At 54.8% G+C, this 18,168-nt stretch carries 15 protein-coding genes; 14 read left to right on the plus strand and 1 reads right to left on the minus strand.

The annotated features are described in order from the left end of the window. The first annotated feature begins 35 nt into the window (after positions 1-35). The 4 genes from DEU53_RS00695 to nei are packed head-to-tail and all read left to right on the plus strand — an operon-like array spanning position 36 to position 3,235. Positions 36-764, plus strand: coding sequence for a DUF969 domain-containing protein (locus DEU53_RS00695; RefSeq protein ID WP_110865738.1), 729 nt, complete (start codon positions 36-38; stop codon positions 762-764). Then, positions 764-1,780 (plus strand): DUF979 domain-containing protein, encoded by a 1,017-nt coding sequence (locus tag DEU53_RS00700; protein ID WP_110865739.1) that lies wholly within the window; start codon positions 764-766, stop codon positions 1,778-1,780. Before DEU53_RS00695 ends, DEU53_RS00700 begins: the two co-directional genes overlap by 1 nt. Before the next feature lie 7 nt (positions 1,781-1,787). After that, on the plus strand, positions 1,788-2,435 hold the full coding sequence (gene pcp / locus DEU53_RS00705; RefSeq protein WP_101763220.1) for a pyroglutamyl-peptidase I: 648 nt from the start codon (positions 1,788-1,790) through the stop codon (positions 2,433-2,435). 11 nt (positions 2,436-2,446) lie between these two features. Further along, positions 2,447-3,235, plus strand: coding sequence for an endonuclease VIII (nei, locus tag DEU53_RS00710; RefSeq protein WP_110865740.1), 789 nt, complete (start codon positions 2,447-2,449; stop codon positions 3,233-3,235). 36 nt (positions 3,236-3,271) lie between these two features. On the opposite strand, the gene DEU53_RS00715 is transcribed toward nei, so the two are convergent. Beyond that, the gene (locus tag DEU53_RS00715) at positions 3,272-4,555 is read right to left on the minus strand and encodes a citrate synthase (RefSeq protein ID WP_008107361.1); all 1,284 of its coding nucleotides are present in this window, start codon (positions 4,553-4,555) and stop codon (positions 3,272-3,274) included. A 636-nt stretch (positions 4,556-5,191) separates the two neighbouring features. On the opposite strand from DEU53_RS00715, the gene sdhC reads away from it, so the two are divergent. The 10 genes from sdhC (at position 5,192) to cydB (ending at position 18,166) form a co-directional block, all read left to right on the plus strand. Beyond that, the gene (gene sdhC, locus DEU53_RS00720; protein WP_101763218.1) at positions 5,192-5,581 is read left to right on the plus strand and encodes a succinate dehydrogenase cytochrome b556 subunit; all 390 of its coding nucleotides are present in this window, start codon (positions 5,192-5,194) and stop codon (positions 5,579-5,581) included. Further along, positions 5,575-5,922, plus strand: coding sequence for a succinate dehydrogenase membrane anchor subunit (sdhD, locus tag DEU53_RS00725; RefSeq protein WP_049850912.1), 348 nt, complete (start codon positions 5,575-5,577; stop codon positions 5,920-5,922). The genes sdhC and sdhD overlap by 7 nt, the downstream gene beginning before the upstream one ends. Further along, positions 5,923-7,689 carry a succinate dehydrogenase flavoprotein subunit gene (gene sdhA / locus DEU53_RS00730; protein WP_101763217.1) on the plus strand — a complete coding sequence of 589 codons (1,767 nt, stop codon included), beginning with the start codon at positions 5,923-5,925 and terminating at the stop codon, positions 7,687-7,689. Between the two features lie 14 nt (positions 7,690-7,703). Next, entirely contained in the window at positions 7,704-8,420 is a 717-nt protein-coding gene (locus DEU53_RS00735) for a succinate dehydrogenase iron-sulfur subunit (RefSeq protein WP_007890649.1), read from the plus strand. A gap of 207 nt (positions 8,421-8,627) precedes the next feature. Continuing rightward, on the plus strand, positions 8,628-11,435 hold the full coding sequence (gene sucA / locus DEU53_RS00740; protein ID WP_110865741.1) for a 2-oxoglutarate dehydrogenase E1 component: 2,808 nt from the start codon (positions 8,628-8,630) through the stop codon (positions 11,433-11,435). A 15-nt stretch (positions 11,436-11,450) separates the two neighbouring features. Further along, the gene (odhB, locus tag DEU53_RS00745; protein ID WP_101763215.1) at positions 11,451-12,677 is read left to right on the plus strand and encodes a 2-oxoglutarate dehydrogenase complex dihydrolipoyllysine-residue succinyltransferase; all 1,227 of its coding nucleotides are present in this window, start codon (positions 11,451-11,453) and stop codon (positions 12,675-12,677) included. A 60-nt stretch (positions 12,678-12,737) separates the two neighbouring features. Then, positions 12,738-13,904 (plus strand): ADP-forming succinate--CoA ligase subunit beta, encoded by a 1,167-nt coding sequence (sucC, locus tag DEU53_RS00750; RefSeq protein WP_007890646.1) that lies wholly within the window; start codon positions 12,738-12,740, stop codon positions 13,902-13,904. Continuing rightward, positions 13,904-14,779 (plus strand): succinate--CoA ligase subunit alpha, encoded by an 876-nt coding sequence (sucD, locus tag DEU53_RS00755; RefSeq protein WP_110865742.1) that lies wholly within the window; start codon positions 13,904-13,906, stop codon positions 14,777-14,779. The genes sucC and sucD overlap by 1 nt, the downstream gene beginning before the upstream one ends. Before the next feature lie 664 nt (positions 14,780-15,443). Then, positions 15,444-17,015: a cytochrome ubiquinol oxidase subunit I gene (gene cydA / locus DEU53_RS00760; RefSeq protein WP_101763213.1), complete on the plus strand. Its 1,572-nt coding sequence runs from the start codon at positions 15,444-15,446 to the stop codon at positions 17,013-17,015. Between the two features lie 11 nt (positions 17,016-17,026). After that, positions 17,027-18,166, plus strand: coding sequence for a cytochrome d ubiquinol oxidase subunit II (cydB, locus tag DEU53_RS00765; RefSeq protein WP_101763212.1), 1,140 nt, complete (start codon positions 17,027-17,029; stop codon positions 18,164-18,166). The last annotated feature ends 2 nt before the right edge of the window (positions 18,167-18,168 follow it).

Raw genomic sequence — 18,168 nt, forward strand, 5'->3', positions numbered from 1 at the left:
ACGCCGGGCTTTGTCTTTTCACATAAGGGAACAACATGGATAACGTGGTAAACCTCTGGCCGCTGCTGGGCATTGCCGCCATCATTCTGGGTTTTGTGCTGCGCTTTAACCCGGTGCTGGTGGTGATTGTGGCGGGCTTCGTCACCGGGTTGGCAGCGCATCTGCCGCTGGCAGACATTCTGGAAAAGCTCGGCTCTGGCTTCCTCAATACGCGTAACCTGCCGCTGATTCTGCTGCTGCCGCTGGCTGTTATCGGTTTGCTGGAGCGTCATGGCCTGAAAGAGCGAGCGCAAAGCTGGATCGCGCAGATCAAAACCGCCACCGCCGGCCGCTTGCTGATCGTTTACCTGTTTGTGCGTGAAGCCACCGCCGCGCTGGGCTTAACCAGCCTGGGCGGCCATCCGCAGATGGTGCGTCCGCTGCTGGCGCCGATGGCCGAAGGTGCCACAGAAAACCGCTACGGTGATGTCCCGCCAGAGGTGCGCCATCGTCTGCGCGCCATGTCTGCGGCGACTGATAACATCGGCCTGTTCTTTGGCGAGGATATCTTCGTTGCCTTTGGCGCGATTATCTTCATGCATAACTTTATGCAGGAATCTGCCGGTATCAGCACCGAACCGCTGCATATCGCGCTGTGGGGCATTCCTACCGCGCTCTGTGCTTTCCTCATTCATTCAGCTCGTCTGGTGCGTCTCGATCGCCAGCTGTCGCGTGAATTGGGCGCGTTAAACCAGCAGGCGCTGAACGCCAAAGGAGCGAAGTAATGTTCCAGCAACAATATTTGATGTGGCTGGCAGGGGTAATCCTGCTGGTGGTTGCCGTGCTTTCATGGCGTGACAGCGCTAACCCGCGCCGTTTTACCACCGGTCTGTTCTGGGCACTGTATGGCCTGATTTTTCTGATTGGCGACGGTGCTTATCAGCTGATGGGACAATGGGCGGGCGATGCGGAACTGGGCCGCCGCTGGTTGCATATCGGCGTGGGCGTGGCCGTGGTGTTGATGGCGCTGATTGCGGGTTTCGGCGGCGTGCGTCTGGGGCGTTATCATCAGCGCAGCGATGAGCAGAAACAGGAAAGTGCTAAACGTCTGCACAACAAACTGTTCCTGCCAGCGCTGGCGATTCCACTGGTGACGGTGATTGGCGTGCTGGCGTTTAACCATATTCCCGGTTTGCAGGATACGGTGTTTGGTCCCGGCAATCACGCCACGCTGGTGACGCTGTTCTCCATGATGATTGGCTGCCTGCTGGGCTGGCTGATCGCGTTGAAAATCACCCATGAAAAGCCGCTGCAGTCGATGCAGGAAACCCGTCGCCTGCTGGATGCGGTCGGTTGGGCGTTTATTCTGCCGCAGATTCTGGCCACGCTTGGCCTGCTGTTCACCAGCGCCGGTGTCGGCACGGCAATTTCGCATCTCACCGAACAGTATCTGGCGGTAGATAATCGCCTGATTGCCGTCGCGGTGTATGCGGGTGGCATGGCATTGCTGACCATGGTGATGGGCAATGCGTTTGCTGCCTTCCCGATTGTCACCGCCGGCATTGGTATTCCGATTCTGGTACTGCAGCACGGCGGCAATCCAGCGGTAATGGCGGCGATTGGGATGTTCTCCGGCTATTGCGGCACGCTGATGACGCCGATGGCGGCCAACTTCAACATCGTGCCAGCGCGCCTGCTGGAGCTGCCGGACCGCAACGCGGTGATCAAGGCTCAGGTGCCAACCGGTGTGCTACTGTTGGTAGTGAATATTTTCCTACTCTACTTCCTGATGTTCTTGTGAGGTTGTAATGAAAACGGTGTTAATGACGGCGTTTGAGCCTTTTGGTGGCGAAAACATCAACCCTTCGTGGGAAGCGGTGCGCACCTTCGACGGCAAAGAGATCGCCGGTGCACGCATTGTGGTGCGCCAACTGCCGGTAGTATTTGCCACTTGCGGTGAAGTGCTGACGCGCGCGCTGGAGGAGATTCAACCCGACCGCGTGTTGTGCGTCGGGCAAGCCGGCGGCCGCGCCGATATTACCGTTGAACGCGTTGCGATCAACGTGGATGACGCGCGCATACCGGATAACAACCAACAGCAACCGATCGATCAGCCCATCGAGGCGGATGGCCCGGCGGCTTATTTCTCCACGCTGCCGATCAAAGCGATGGTTGCCGCGCTGCGTGAAGTGGGTGTGCCGGCCTCTGTATCGCAGACCGCCGGCACCTTCACCTGTAACCACGTGATGTACAGCCTGCTGCACTGGATCCACACCACCAACAGCAAGGCGCGCGGCGGTTTTGTTCATATCCCGTATATGCCGGAACAAGCGGTGCACCATCCCGGCGTGGCCAGCATGGCGACTGCAAGCGTGATTCAGGCGCTGGAAACCTCGCTGCAGGTGATCCTGAGTACCGAAAATGATATCCGCGTCGTCGGTGGCGCTACGCATTAAAAGGAGTTGTTATGCCTGAGGGACCGGAGATCCGCCGCGCGGCGGATCAGCTGGCAGAGGCAATGGTCGGCAAACCCCTCACCGATGTGTGGTTTGCCTTTCCACAGCTGAAAACCTACGAACCGGCGCTGATGGATGCCACCATCAACGCCTTCGAAACGCGCGGTAAAGCGCTGCTCACCCACTTCTCCAACGGTTTGACGCTCTACAGCCACAATCAGCTGTACGGCGTGTGGCGCGTGGCGCCAACCGGTACGCAGCCGAATACCACACGTCAGCTGCGCGTTCGGCTCGCAACGGCGGATAAAACCATTTTGCTGTATAGCGCCTCGGATATTGAGCTGCTCAACGCCGATACTTTGGCAGCGCATCCTTTTTTGCAGCGCGTGGGCCCGGATGTGCTGGATGCCAGCTTAACGGTGGAAGAGGTGCGCGAGCGTTTGCTGTCGCCGCGTTTTCGTCGTCGCCAGTTCAGCGGCTTGCTGCTTGATCAGGCCTTTTTGGCCGGCCTCGGCAATTATCTGCGCGTGGAGATTTTGTGGCATGCCGGATTGCTGGCGTCGCATCGGGCGCAGGACCTCAGCGAACAGCAGCTGACGGCGTTAAGTGAGGCGATGCTGGCGGTGCCGCGTTTGTCATACGAGATGCGTGGCAGCATGAAGAAGTATCATGAAGAAGCAGCGTTTCGCTTCGAGGTATTTCATCGGCAGGGTAAAAAGTGTCGGCGGTGCGGCGCGGTGATTGAGAAGGGTGTGCTGTCATCGCGGCCGTTTTACTGGTGCCCTGGATGCCAGTTGTAGCGCTATAAAAAAGGCGGCCAGATGGCCGCCTTTCTCTTATTTATCCAGCGCCGAGGTGAATGGACGCTCGGTGTAACCGGTATACAGCTGACGCGGACGGGCGATTTTCATGCCTTCGTCGTGCATCTCTTTCCAGTGTGCAATCCAGCCCACGGTGCGCGCCATGGCGAAGATAACGGTAAACATGGAAGACGGAATGCCCATCGCTTTCAGAATGATGCCGGAATAGAAATCGACGTTTGGATAGAGTTTACGCTCGATGAAGTACGGGTCGTTCAGCGCGATGTGTTCCAGCTCCATCGCCACTTCCAGCAGATCATCTTTCATGCCCAGTTCGTTCAGCACTTCGTGACAGGTATCGCGCATCACGGTGGCACGTGGATCGTAGTTTTTGTACACGCGGTGGCCGAAGCCCATCAGACGGAACGAATCGTTCTTATCTTTCGCACGTTTAACAAACTCAGGGATGTGATCAACGGTGCTGATCTCTTCCAGCATGCGCAGTGTCGCTTCGTTGGCACCGCCGTGCGCCGGTCCCCACAGAGAAGCGATACCGGCGGCGATACAGGCAAACGGGTTCGCGCCTGAAGAGCCTGCGGTACGGACGGTAGAGGTAGAAGCGTTCTGCTCATGGTCGGCGTGCAGAATCAGAATACGGTCCATCGCGCGTTCCAGCACTGGATTCACTTTGTACTCTTCACACGGCGTGGCGAACATCATGTGCAGGAAGTTACCGGCATAAGAGAGGTCGTTGCGCGGATACACAAACGGCTGGCCAATCGAGTACTTGTAGCACATCGCTGCCATGGTCGGCATTTTCGACAGCAGGCGGAACGCAGCGATTTCACGGTGACGCTCAATGTTGACGTCTAAAGAGTCGTGATAAAACGCTGCCAGCGCACCGGTCACACCACACATTACTGCCATTGGATGCGAATCGCGGCGGAAGCCGTGGAATAGTCGGGTGATTTGCTCGTGAATCATGGTGTGGCGGGTAACGGTGGTGCGGAACTCTTCAAACTGGGCTTGGGTCGGGGCTTCGCCATTTAACAGGATGTAACACACTTCAAGATAGTTAGAGTGGGTTGCCAGCTGATCAATCGGGAAACCGCGGTGTAACAGAATACCTTCGTCACCATCAATAAAGGTGATTTTAGATTCGCAGGACGCCGTAGAGGTGAAGCCGGGATCGAAGGTGAACAGGCCTTGTGAGCCAAGGGCGCGGACATCAACTACATCTTGTCCCAGCGTGCCTTGCATCACGTCCAGTTCAACAGAAGTATTATCTTGTAGGGTTAGCGTCACTTTTTTATCTGTCATTATTTCGTCTCCATAGCGCCTTTAAGGTAAGGATCTTAGACACCAGAATAGCCATGTTGTTACGTAAAACCACAATCTTCACAGCATCACTCTGCGGTAACGTTGGTCGTGCAGGGTTACAGAGTAAATGCTGAACTGGGCCATTCGGTGGCGTCGGGGCATGACATGCTGCACATCGAGGATGTTAAAGTTCCTGTCACGACATAACTTCTTGGTAACCAATAACCTGATGCTTTGTGTTACTTGTATTGGCAATGTTACATAACTTGAGCTTAGGGGAAAGTGTATCCCCATAACTTTTGTGCATCATAGGACTTTAATGCGATTGTTTGTAACTGAAATGTTGATTCTTTGTCAAATCAGATAATTAAAAATGTATAAATTGTGAAAATCGTGAAGGTGATCACTGTTCAGCCTAAATGTGACCAAAGAGATTGTAGGGGAATTGTAATCAGAATGTGATCCTCCTATACTGCGGCCAGGTCTCCGGAACACCCTGACACCAGGAGCCACCCAGCGTTTTACCCGCTTTATTTAACACTGGATGTTGCTATTTTGGTGGCGGTTGCAGTCTGAACACACGCTGTGTCTCTGACGCAACTCAGGACCGGAGGAAGCAAAATAAAAAAGAGCTGTGTGGGCAAAACCGTGAAAAAACAAAGACCTGTTAACTTGGATCTCTCGACGATCCGGTTTCCCGTTACTGCAATATCGTCCATTCTCCACCGCGTCTCCGGCGTGATCACCTTTGTCGCTCTCGGAATTCTGCTCTGGTTACTGGGTCTCTCTCTCTCCTCTCCAGAAGGTTTCCAGCAAGCGGCATCCATCATGGATAGCTTCTTCGCCAAATTCATCATGTGGGGCATTTTAACTGCGCTGGCGTATCACGCTGTGAGCGGTATTCGCCATATGTTGGCTGATTTTGGTGTAACAGCAGAAACCCTGCAGGTGGGAACCCGTTCCGCGCAAGCGGCTTTTGTTATCACTGTCGTGCTCTCAATTTTGGCTGGAGTCCTCGTATGGTAAGCAATGCTTCTGCATTAGGACGCAACGGTATCCATGACTGGCTGTTACTGCGTGCTGCTGCAATCTTAATTACGCTCTATATTCTCTACATCCTCGGTTTTGTCGTGATGACAGGCACGCTGACGTATGACGTCTGGCATGGCTTCTTCTCGTCCGCCTTCACGAAAGTATTCACCATGTTGACGCTGTTCTCGATTCTGATCCACGGCTGGATTGGAATGTGGCAGGTGCTGACTGACTACGTGAAACCTGTTGCAACCCGTTTGTTGCTGCAGTTTGTGATTGTGGTTGCGCTGTTGTCATATGCGATTTATGGAACCGTTGTTGTGTGGGGTGTGTAAATGAGTTTGCCAGTCAGAGAATTTGATGCCGTGGTGATCGGCGCGGGTGGCGCAGGAATGCGCGCCGCTCTGCAAATCTCCCAATCGGGCCAGACTTGTGCCCTGTTATCCAAAGTATTCCCAACCCGTTCCCATACCGTATCGGCGCAGGGCGGTATTACCGTTGCGCTGGGTAACACCCATGACGATAACTGGGAATGGCACATGTACGACACCGTCAAAGGTTCCGACTTTATCGGCGACCAGGACGCGATCGAATATATGTGTCATGTCGGTCCGGAAGCGATTCTGGAACTGGAACACATGGGATTGCCGTTCTCCCGTCTGGATGACGGCCGGGTGTATCAGCGTCCGTTTGGTGGTCAGTCGAAGAATTTCGGCGGTGAGCAGGCGGCGCGTACCGCAGCTGCGGCCGACCGTACCGGCCACGCCTTGCTGCATACGCTGTATCAGCAGAACCTGAAAAACAAAACCACCATCTTCTCCGAATGGTATGCGCTGGATCTGGTGAAAAACGAAGACGGCGCGATTGTCGGCTGTACGGCTATTTGCATGGAAACCGGCGAAACCGTCTATTTCAAAGCCAAGGCCACTATTCTGGCGACCGGCGGCGCGGGCCGTATTTACCAATCCACCACTAACGCCCACATCAATACCGGTGACGGCGTTGGCATGGCGCTGCGCGCCGGCGTGCCGGTGCAGGATATGGAAATGTGGCAGTTCCACCCAACCGGAATTGCCGGTGCGGGCGTGCTGGTCACCGAAGGTTGCCGTGGTGAAGGCGGTTACCTGCTGAATAAGCACGGTGAACGCTTCATGGAACGTTATGCGCCGAACGCCAAAGATCTGGCGGGGCGTGATGTGGTTGCGCGTTCGATGATGGTGGAAATCCGTGAAGGTCGCGGTTGCGATGGCCCCTGGGGTCCGCACATCAAACTGAAACTCGACCATCTCGGTGCCGAAGTGCTGGAGTCGCGTCTGCCTGGCATCCTTGAGCTGTCGCGTACCTTTGCCCACGTCGACCCAATTAAAGAACCGATTCCAGTGATCCCAACCTGCCATTACATGATGGGCGGCGTGCCAACCAAAGTGACCGGCCAGGCGCTGCGCGTGAATGAGCAGGGCCAGGATGAGGTGATTCCGGGTCTGTTCGCCGTCGGTGAAATCGCCTGCGTATCGGTTCATGGCGCTAACCGCCTTGGCGGCAACTCGCTGCTCGATCTGGTGGTGTTCGGCCGCGCAGCCGGTGTGCATCTGCTGGAGTGTATTGAAGAGCAGGGCGAACTGCGTGAAGCCACGCCAGAAAATATCGATGCAGCGATGGCGCGCTTCAACCGCTGGGAAAATAACACCACCGGTGAAGATCCTGTCGAAATCCGTAAAGCGCTACAGCGCTGCATGCAGAACAACTTCTCGGTGTTCCGCGATGGCGATGCGATGCGTGAAGGTCTGGAAGAGCTGAAAGTGATTCGTGAGCGTCTGAAATCAGCGCGTCTTGATGACCGTTCGCCAGACTTCAACACCCAGCGTATCGAGTGTCTTGAGCTGGATAACCTGATGGAAACCGCTTACGCCACCGCTGTTGCCGCCAACTTCCGTACCGAAAGCCGTGGCGCACATAGCCGCTTCGACTTCCCGGACCGCGATGATGAAAACTGGCTGTGCCACAGTCTCTATGTTCCGCAGACGGAAAGCATGACGCGCCGTGAGGTGAACATGCAACCGAAACTGCGTGCGGCCTTCCCGCCGAAAGCGCGTACCTACTAATTGCGGAGATCATCATGAGACTCGAATTTTCAATCTATCGTTACAACCCGGAAGTCGATGCCAAGCCGCGCATGCAGGAGTACACCCTGGAGTCGGAAGATGGTCGCGACATGATGCTGTTGGATGCGCTGATCCGTCTGAAAGAGAAAGACCCTACGCTGGCTTTCCGTCGCTCTTGCCGTGAAGGCGTGTGCGGTTCAGATGGTCTGAACATGAACGGTAAAAATGGTCTGGCGTGTATCACGCCGATCTCTGCGCTGGGCAACGGTTCGAAGAAAATTGTTATCCGTCCACTGCCAGGTTTGCCGGTGATCCGCGACCTCGTGGTAGACATGGGACAATTCTATGCACAGTATGAGAAGATTAAGCCTTTCCTGTTGAATAATGGGGAAAATCCACCGGCGCGCGAGCATTTACAGAGCCCAGCCGAGCGTGAGCATCTGGACGGTTTGTATGAGTGTATTCTCTGCGCCTGTTGCTCAACGTCGTGCCCGTCGTTCTGGTGGAATCCGGACAAGTTTGTTGGGCCGGCTGGCCTGCTGGCCGCTTACCGTTTCCTGATCGACAGCCGCGACACGGAAACCAATGCGCGTCTCGACAATCTCAACGATGCTTTCAGTGTTTTCCGCTGTCACAGCATCATGAACTGTGTGAGCGTGTGCCCGAAAGGCCTAAACCCTACGCGCGCCATTGGCCATATTAAGTCGATGCTGCTGCAACGCGGGGCGTAACAGAAAAAGTCACTCTCCGGGAACCTGGGTTCCCGGATGTTTACGGAAGCCTCTATAAGCGCGGTGCTGACCACGCTTATAAAGGTTCCCTTACGAGCCAGGCGCCGGTAGCGCACAGGTTCGTATCGCTGAACTCACTACGGCAAGCCGCGTAAGCGGTAAAAAATGAAACCTCATAAAAAGCAGATTAATGCTTAAGGGATCACAATGCAGAACAGCGCGATGAAACCCTGGCTGGACTCCTCCTGGCTGGCCGGCGCGAACCAATCTTACATAGAGCAGCTCTATGAGGATTTCCTGACCGATCCTGACTCAGTTGATGACATGTGGCGCGAGCTGTTCCAACAGCTACCGGGCACTGGCGTGAAACCTGAGCAATTTCACTCCACCACGCGTGACTACTTCCGCCGCCTGGCTAAAGACGCCACGCGTTACACATCAACCGTGACCGATCCGGCAACCAACTCCAAACAGGTAAAAGTGCTGCAGCTGATTAATGCGTTCCGCTTCCGCGGCCATCAGCATGCAAACCTCGATCCGCTTGGCCTGTGGAAACAGGACACGGTAGCCGACCTCGATCCGGCTTATCACGATCTGACCGACGCCGATTTTCAGGAAAGCTTTAACGTAGGCTCTTTTGCTATCGGCAAAGAGACCATGAAGCTGGCGGATCTGTTTGCGGCGCTGCAGCAGACTTACTGTGGCTCGATTGGTGCTGAGTACATGCACATCAACAACACCGACGAGAAGCGCTGGATTCAGCAGCGTCTGGAATCGGTGGTGGGCCACGCGTCTTTCAGCAGTGACGAGAAAAAAGGTTTCCTGAAAGAGCTGACCGCGGCAGAAGGCCTGGAAAAATATCTGGGTGCAAAATTCCCGGGGGCGAAGCGCTTCTCGCTGGAAGGCGGCGATGCACTGGTGCCCATGTTGCGCGAGATGATTCGTCACGCGGGCAAGAGCGGTACGCGCGAAGTGGTGCTGGGTATGGCGCACCGCGGTCGTCTCAACGTACTGATCAACGTATTAGGTAAGAAGCCGCAGGATCTGTTCGACGAATTCTCCGGCAAGCACAAAGAACACCTCGGCACCGGCGACGTGAAGTACCACATGGGCTTCTCGTCTGACGTGGAAACCGAAGGCGGCTTAGTGCACCTGGCGCTGGCGTTCAACCCGTCGCATCTGGAAATCGTAAGCCCGGTAGTGATGGGGTCGGTGCGTGCGCGTTTAGATCGTTTGGCTGAGCCAAGCAGCAACAAAGTTCTGCCAATCACCATTCACGGTGATGCCGCTGTTATTGGTCAGGGCGTGGTGCAGGAAACCCTGAACATGTCGCAGGCGCGTGGCTACGAAGTGGGCGGTACCGTTCGCATCGTGATCAACAACCAGGTTGGTTTCACCACCTCCAACCCAAAAGATGCGCGCTCTACGCCGTACTGTACGGATATCGGCAAGATGGTGCTGGCACCGATTTTCCACGTTAACGCGGACGATCCGGAAGCCGTAGCCTTTGTGACTCGCCTGGCGCTGGATTATCGCAACACCTTTAAACGTGATGTCTTCATCGACCTGGTGTGCTATCGCCGTCACGGCCACAACGAAGCCGACGAGCCAAGTGCAACGCAGCCGTTGATGTACCAGAAAATCAAAAAGCATCCGACGCCGCGTAAACTCTATGCCGATCAGCTGGAAAGCGAAGGCGTAGCGACCAGCGAAGATGCCACCGAGATGGTCAATCTCTATCGCGACGCGCTGGATGAAGGCGAATGCGTGGTGCCAGAGTGGCGTCCGATGAGCCTGCACTCATTCACCTGGTCGCCGTATCTGAACCACGAGTGGGACGAAAGCTACCCGGCGACCGTGGAACTGAAACGCCTGCAGGAACTGGCGCGTCGCATTAGCAGCGTACCGGAATCGGTAGAAGTGCAGTCTCGCGTTGCCAAGATCTACAACGATCGTAAAGAGATGGCCGAAGGCAACAAAGCGTTCGACTGGGGCGGTGCAGAAAACCTCGCCTACGCCACGCTGGTTGACGAGGGGATTCCGGTGCGTCTTTCCGGTGAAGATACCGGTCGCGGAACCTTCTTCCACCGTCATGCGGTAATCCACAACCAGACCAACGGCTCAACCTACACGCCGCTGCACCATGTCCATAACGGCCAGGGTCAGTTCAAAGTGTGGGATTCCGTGCTGTCTGAAGAAGCGGTACTGGCTTTCGAATACGGTTATGCCACCGCAGAACCGCGCGTGCTGACCATCTGGGAAGCGCAGTTCGGCGATTTCGCCAATGGCGCGCAGGTCGTGATCGACCAGTTCATCAGCTCCGGCGAACAGAAATGGGGCCGTATGTGTGGCCTGGTCATGTTGCTACCGCACGGATATGAAGGCCAGGGTCCTGAGCACTCCTCAGCGCGTCTGGAGCGTTATCTGCAACTCTGTGCTGAACAGAACATGCAGGTGTGCGTGCCTTCTACGCCAGCGCAGGTTTACCACATGCTGCGTCGTCAGGCGCTGCGCGGTATGCGCCGTCCGCTGATCGTCATGTCACCGAAATCACTGCTGCGTCATCCGCTGGCGATTTCCAGCCTGGAAGAGTTGGCCACAGGCAGCTTCCAGCCAGCGATTGGTGAGATCGACGATCTCGATCCACAACAGGTAAAACGCGTGGTGCTGTGTTCGGGCAAGGTTTATTACGATCTGCTGGAGCAGCGTCGTAAAAACGAGCAGACCGACGTGGCCATCGTGCGTATCGAACAACTCTATCCGTTCCCGCACAAAGTCGTGCAGGACGTATTGAAAAACTATGCTCATGTGCAGGATTTCGTGTGGTGTCAGGAAGAGCCGCTGAATCAGGGCGCATGGTATTGCAGTCAGCATCATTTCCGCGAAGTGGTTCCATTTGGTGCGTCACTGCGTTATGCAGGCCGTCCGGCTTCTGCTTCACCGGCCGTGGGCTACATGTCCGTACATCAAAAACAGCAGCAAGACCTGGTTAATGACGCGCTGAACCTTGGTTAATAAAAAGGAAAGAAAATGAGTAGCGTAGAAATTCTCGTTCCCGATTTGCCTGAATCCGTAGCGGACGCAACGGTTGCAACCTGGCACAAAAAACCTGGCGACTCTGTGAGCCGCGATGAAGTACTGGTAGAGATTGAAACTGACAAAGTGGTTCTGGAAGTGCCTGCTTCAGCGGATGGCATCCTGGAAGCCGTGCTGGAAGAGGAAGGCGCTACCGTCACTTCTCGTCAGATTCTGGGCCGTCTGAAAGAGGGCAACAGCGGCGGGAAAGAGACTGCGGCCAAAGCGGAAAGCAACGAATCTACACCGGCACAGCGCCAGACCGCTTCGCTGGAAGAAGAGAGCAACGATGCGCTCAGCCCAGCGGTACGCCGCCTGATTGCTGAAAACAACCTCGATGCCAGCCAGATCAAAGGCACCGGCGTTGGTGGCCGTCTGACGCGTGAAGATGTGGAAAAACATCTGGCGAAGAAAGCTGACGGTGGCAAAGCAGCACCGGCTGCCGCGCCAGCCGCTGCTGCACCGCAGGCCGCTGTGGCTAACCGCAGCGAAAAACGCGTACCGATGACGCGTCTGCGTAAGCGTGTTGCCGAGCGTCTGCTGGAAGCGAAAAACAGCACCGCGATGTTGACCACGTTCAACGAAATCAACATGAAGCCAATCATGGATCTGCGCAAGCAGTACGGCGATGCGTTCGAGAAACGTCACGGCGTGCGTCTGGGCTTCATGTCCTTCTACATCAAAGCGGTAGTGGAAGCGCTGAAACGCTTCCCGGAAGTTAACGCGTCTATTGATGGCGAAGATGTGGTTTACCACAACTATTTCGATGTGAGCATTGCGGTTTCTACCCCGCGTGGTCTGGTTACGCCGGTGCTGAAAGATGTTGATGCACTGAGCATGGCCGACATTGAGAAGAAAATTAAAGAGCTGGCGGTGAAAGGCCGTGACGGCAAGTTGACGGTTGAAGAGCTGACCGGCGGTAACTTCACCATCACCAACGGTGGTGTGTTTGGTTCGCTGATGTCTACGCCAATCATCAACCCGCCGCAGAGCGCGATTCTCGGCATGCACGCCATCAAAGATCGCCCAATGGCGGTTAATGGTCAGGTTGTGATTCTGCCAATGATGTATCTGGCGCTCTCTTACGATCACCGTTTGATTGATGGTCGTGAATCCGTTGGCTATCTGGTCGCGGTGAAAGAGATGCTGGAAGATCCAGCTCGCCTGCTGCTGGACGTCTAATTTCGCCGGGCGCGCGGTGTGAAGGCGCGCCCAAACTCATACCTGAATGGATAGAACATCATGAATTTACATGAATACCAGGCGAAGCAGCTGTTTGCACGCTATGGCATGCCAGCACCGACAGGCTACGCCTGCACCACGCCACGTGAAGCTGAAGAAGCCGCGTCTAAAATTGGCGCAGGTCCGTGGGTAGTGAAATGTCAGGTTCATGCCGGTGGCCGCGGTAAAGCGGGCGGCGTGAAAGTGGTGAACAGCAAAGAAGACATTCGTGCTTTTGCTGAACACTGGCTGGGCAAACGTCTGGTGACCTATCAAACTGATGCGCACGGTCAGCCGGTAAACCAGATTCTGGTTGAAGCCGCGACGGATATCGATCAGGAGCTGTATCTGGGTGCGGTTGTTGACCGTGCTACCCGTCGTGTCATCTTCATGGCTTCGACAGAAGGCGGTGTTGAGATTGAGAAAGTGGCAGAAGAAACGCCACACTTGATCCACAAGATGGCGCTCGATCCATTAGCGGGTCCACAGCCGTATCAGGGCCGCGAGTTGGCGTTCAAACTCGGCCTGACCGGCAAGCAAGTTAGCCAGTTCACCAAAATCTTCATGGGCCTGGCGACCATGTTCCTTGAGCGCGATCTGGCGATGGTTGAGATCAACCCGCTGGTGATCACCAAGCAGGGCGATCTGATCTGCCTCGACGGCAAACTGGGTGCGGACGGTAACGCACTGTTCCGTCAGCCGGAACTGCGTGAAATGCGCGATCCGAGCCAGGAAGATCCACGTGAAGCCCACGCAACGCAGTGGGAACTGAACTACGTTGCGCTGGATGGCAACATCGGCTGTATGGTGAACGGCGCCGGTCTGGCGATGGGCACCATGGACATCGTGAAACACCACGGTGGTGAGCCAGCAAACTTCCTGGACGTTGGCGGCGGCGCAACCAAAGAGCGCGTCACCGAAGCCTTCAAAATCATTCTGTCTGACGATGCAGTGAAAGCCGTGTTCGTTAACATCTTCGGCGGCATTGTGCGTTGCGACCTGATCGCAGACGGCATCATCGGTGCCGTGGCAGAAGTGGGTGTCAACGTGCCGGTTGTGGTACGTCTGGAAGGTAACAACGCCGAGCTGGGCGCTAAGAAATTGGCGGACAGCGGTCTGAACATCATTGCAGCAACCAGCCTGACAGACGCTGCACAGCGTGTTGTAGCTGCAGCGGAGGGTAAATAATGTCCATTTTGATCGACAAAAACACCAAAGTCATTTGCCAGGGTTTCACCGGTGGTCAAGGGACGTTCCACTCTGAGCAGGCGCTGGCTTACGGTACGCAGCTGGTTGGCGGTGTAACGCCAGGCAAAGGCGGCACCACGCATCTCGGCCTGCCGGTGTTCAACACCGTACGTGAAGCAGTAGAAGCCACCGGCGCAACCGCCACCGTGATCTACGTTCCAGCGCCGTTCTGCAAAGACGGTATTCTGGAAGCGATCGATGCGGGCATTAAACTGATCATCACCATCACCGAAGGTATCCCAACGCTGGATATGCTGACCGTGAAAGTGAAGCTGGATGAAGCTGGCGTGCGCATGATCGGCCCGAACTGCCCAGGCGTGATCACGCCAGGCGAATGTAAGATCGGTATCATGCCAGGCCACATTCACCAGCCAGGCCGCGTCGGTATCGTATCGCGTTCAGGTACGCTGACTTATGAAGCCGTTAAGCAGACCACTGACATCGGCTACGGCCAGTCAACCTGCGTAGGTATCGGTGGTGACCCAATCCCTGGCTCTAACTTCATCGATATCCTGAAATTGTTCCAGGAAGATCCACAGACCGAAGCGATCGTGATGATCGGTGAGATCGGTGGTAGCGCGGAAGAAGAAGCAGCAGCTTACATCAAAGCCCACGTGACCAAGCCGGTTGTCGGCTACATCGCCGGTGTGACTGCACCGAAAGGCAAACGTATGGGCCACGCAGGCGCCATCATTGCCGGTGGTAAAGGTACCGCTGATGAGAAATTTGCTGCGCTGGAAGCGGCCGGTGTGAAAACCGTACGCAGCCTGGCAGACATTGGTGACGCGGTTAAAGCGGTTTTACCACTCAAATAAGCCAATACAGACTGACAATGAAAAGCCACCTTCGGGTGGCTTTTTTTTTGGTAATAACCCGCCTGAAAGAGAGGGAAAAAAGCGCAACGGCTTCAAAAAATTGCGGCTATGCTTACTCTGTCATCAAGGTAAAGAAGGGAAAAGGCGCTGGATTTTTGTCAAGCAATTACCGTGCGGCTTTCCAAAATGAGGTTAAATAATTGCGGAAAAGGTAATTATATTCTTAATAATATGATGATGTTGTGACATCTAATTAACAACCACTTTAACACTACATATCCGGAAATTTATTGTCTTAATCTAGATCAATAATTGGCGACTTATAGGAAACTTTACCGCTAGCAAAAGGCCGACTAACCGGTATAAATTGCGCTGCATCAATTCAGTCTTCGTCATAATTTATCAGGAGTTTGTGCCAGGCGTTGTTATATCAATTCTGCCGCCTCCTCGTGTTACTCCTGCTTTAAATTGACTGAAAAGATCGGTTTTTAAGGGAATTTTATCACTGTTACTCGCTCTCATCGGGCAACAGCTTTCTCTGTTCTATCAGTAACAAAACTGGAATCAATAATCAGTCGTTCCTGAATCTTGTTCTGCGCGTCAATGTCTGTTGTTTGCCGTTGTCATCCGCAGGGGAAGTTCATGCGAGGAGCAAGGAGTCATCATGTTAGATATTGTCGAGCTGTCGCGTTTACAGTTTGCCCTGACGGCGATGTACCATTTCCTGTTCGTGCCATTAACGCTGGGTATGGCGTTTTTATTGGCGATCATGGAAACGGTATATGTCCTGACGGGGAAACAAATTTATAAAGATATGACCAAGTTCTGGGGCAAGTTGTTTGGTATTAACTTTGCACTCGGCGTGGCTACCGGCCTGACCATGGAATTCCAGTTCGGTACCAACTGGTCATATTATTCACACTATGTCGGCGATATCTTCGGTGCGCCGCTCGCCATCGAAGGTTTAATGGCGTTCTTCCTCGAATCCACCTTTGTTGGCCTGTTCTTCTTCGGCTGGGATCGCCTCGGTAAGGTGCAACACCTTGCGGTGACCTGGCTGGTGGCGCTCGGTTCGAACATGTCCGCGCTGTGGATTCTGGTGGCGAACGGCTGGATGCAAAACCCCATTGCATCGGAATTCAATTTCGAAACCATGCGTATGGAGATGTTGAGTTTCTCCGAGCTGGTGCTGAACCCGGTTGCGCAGGTGAAGTTTGTCCATACCGTGGCCGCCGGTTACACCACGGGCGCGATGTTCATCCTTGGTATCAGCGCATGGTATCTGCTGAAAGGGCGCGACATTGCTTTCGCTAAACGCTCTTTCGCCATCGCAGCCAGTTTCGGTATGGCGGCGATTCTGTCAGTGATCGTACTGGGTGACGAATCCGGTTATGAAATCGGTGACGTGCAGAAAACCAAACTGGCGGCAATTGAAGCGGAATGGGAAACCCAACCGGCTCCGGCTGCGTTTACGCTGTTTGGTATTCCGGATCAGGAGACGCAGGAGAACAAATATGCGATTCAGATTCCGTATCTGCTCGGCCTGATCGCCACGCGTTCAGTGGATACGCCGGTCACCGGTTTGAAAGAGCTGCTGGCACAACATGAAGTGCGTATTCGTAATGGCATGAAAGCCTACGCGCTGCTGAACGAACTGCGTGGTGGCAGCAAAGATCCTGAGGTGCGCAGCCAGTTTGAAGCCAGCAAACAGGATCTCGGTTATGGCCTGCTGCTGAAGCGCTATACGCCGGATGTGGCTAACGCCAGCGAAGAGCAGATTCAGAAAGCGACACAGGATTCGATCCCACGCGTTGCGCCACTGTACTTCGCCTTCCGCATCATGGTGCTGGGCGGTGTGCTGATGCTGGGCATTATTGCGCTCTCCTTCTGGAGCGTGATTCGTAACCGCATCGGTAAGTCTCGCTGGTTACTGAAAGCCGCGTTGTACGGCATTCCGTTACCGTGGATTGCGATTGAAGCGGGTTGGTTCGTTGCTGAGTATGGTCGCCAGCCGTGGGCAATTGGTGAGGTGCTGCCAACCGCGGTCGCTAACTCCTCATTGACCGTTGGCGATCTGCTGTTCTCAATGACGCTGATTTGCGGTCTCTACACCTTGTTCCTTGTTGCGGAAATGTACCTGATGTTCAAGTTCGCGCGCCTCGGTCCAAGCAGCCTGAAAACCGGCCGCTATCATCATGAAACGCTGAAGACATCATCTCAGCCGGCGCGTGGATAAGGAGAGCGACCATGTTTGATTACGAAGTATTGCGCTTTGTCTGGTGGCTGCTGATTGGCGTGTTGCTGATCGGTTTCGCGGTCACCGATGGCTTTGATATGGGCGTTGGTATGCTGACGCGCATTCTGGGTCGTACTGATACCGAACGTCGCATCATGATTAATACCATTGCGCCGCACTGGGACGGAAACCAGGTTTGGCTGATCACCGCCGGTGGCGCGCTGTTTGCTGCCTGGCCAATGGTTTATGCCGCTGCGTTCTCCGGCTTCTACGTGGCAATGATTCTGGTGCTGGCTTCACTGTTCTTCCGTCCGGTCGGATTTGATTACCGTTCAAAGATTGAAGATATGCGCTGGCGCGGCATGTGGGATTGGGGCATTTTCATCGGCAGCTTTGTTCCGCCGCTGGTGATTGGTGTGGCGTTCGGCAACCTGCTGCAAGGGGTGCCGTTCCATGCTGACGAATATCTGCGCCTCTTCTATACCGGCAATTTCTTCCAGTTGCTGAACCCTTTTGGCTTGCTGGCGGGTGTGGTGAGTGTGGCGATGATCCTGACGCAAGGCGCAACCTATCTGCAGATGCGTACTGCCGGTGAGTTACACGTCCGCAGCCGCAGCACCGCGCAAATCTCGGCGCTGGTAATGATGGTGTGCTTCATTCTCGCGGGTGTGTGGGTGAAATACGGCATCGACGGTTATGTGCTGAAAAGCGTTATCGATCATCACGCGGCATCCAACCCGTTGGGTAAAGATGTGGTGCGTGAAGCCGGTGCGTGGATGGTGAACTTCGATCAGATGCCAGTACTGTGGCTGTTCCCGCTGTTGGGCGTGGTGTTGCCGCTGCTGACCATTCTCTGCTCGCGTATCGAGAAGGGCGCTCTGGCGTTTATCTCGTCTTCATTGACTTTGGCTTGCGTGATTATGACGGCCGGGATTGCGATGTTCCCCTTCATCATGCCATCCAGCACCGTGCCGGGCATCAGCCTGACCATGTGGGATGCCACGTCTAGCCTGCTGACGCTGAAAGTGATGACCATTGCCGCCATCATCTTTGTACCGATTATCCTGGCGTACACCGCCTGGTGTTATTACAAGATGTTTGGCCGTATCACCAAAGAACACATTGAGAGCAATACGCACTCCCTGTACTGATT

The organism is Pantoea sp. AG1095, from assembly GCF_003208415.1.
GTDB lineage: Bacteria > Pseudomonadota > Gammaproteobacteria > Enterobacterales > Enterobacteriaceae > Pantoea > Pantoea leporis.

What these genes read in the sequence shown, in the direction of transcription:
- DEU53_RS00695 (WP_110865738.1), top strand. Translation starts at nt 36, where the DNA reads ATGGATAACGTGGTAAACCTCTGGCCGCTGCTGGGCATTGCCGCCATC.
- DEU53_RS00700 (WP_110865739.1), top strand. Translation starts at nt 764, where the DNA reads ATGTTCCAGCAACAATATTTGATGTGGCTGGCAGGGGTAATCCTGCTG.
- pcp (WP_101763220.1), top strand. Translation starts at nt 1,788, where the DNA reads ATGAAAACGGTGTTAATGACGGCGTTTGAGCCTTTTGGTGGCGAAAAC.
- nei (WP_110865740.1), top strand. Translation starts at nt 2,447, where the DNA reads ATGCCTGAGGGACCGGAGATCCGCCGCGCGGCGGATCAGCTGGCAGAG.
- DEU53_RS00715 (WP_008107361.1), bottom strand. Translation starts at nt 4,555, where the DNA reads ATGACAGATAAAAAAGTGACGCTAACCCTACAAGATAATACTTCTGTT.
- sdhD (WP_049850912.1), top strand. Translation starts at nt 5,575, where the DNA reads ATGGTAAGCAATGCTTCTGCATTAGGACGCAACGGTATCCATGACTGG.
- sdhA (WP_101763217.1), top strand. Translation starts at nt 5,923, where the DNA reads ATGAGTTTGCCAGTCAGAGAATTTGATGCCGTGGTGATCGGCGCGGGT.
- DEU53_RS00735 (WP_007890649.1), top strand. Translation starts at nt 7,704, where the DNA reads ATGAGACTCGAATTTTCAATCTATCGTTACAACCCGGAAGTCGATGCC.
- sucA (WP_110865741.1), top strand. Translation starts at nt 8,628, where the DNA reads ATGCAGAACAGCGCGATGAAACCCTGGCTGGACTCCTCCTGGCTGGCC.
- odhB (WP_101763215.1), top strand. Translation starts at nt 11,451, where the DNA reads ATGAGTAGCGTAGAAATTCTCGTTCCCGATTTGCCTGAATCCGTAGCG.
- sucC (WP_007890646.1), top strand. Translation starts at nt 12,738, where the DNA reads ATGAATTTACATGAATACCAGGCGAAGCAGCTGTTTGCACGCTATGGC.
- sucD (WP_110865742.1), top strand. Translation starts at nt 13,904, where the DNA reads ATGTCCATTTTGATCGACAAAAACACCAAAGTCATTTGCCAGGGTTTC.
- cydA (WP_101763213.1), top strand. Translation starts at nt 15,444, where the DNA reads ATGTTAGATATTGTCGAGCTGTCGCGTTTACAGTTTGCCCTGACGGCG.
- cydB (WP_101763212.1), top strand. Translation starts at nt 17,027, where the DNA reads ATGTTTGATTACGAAGTATTGCGCTTTGTCTGGTGGCTGCTGATTGGC.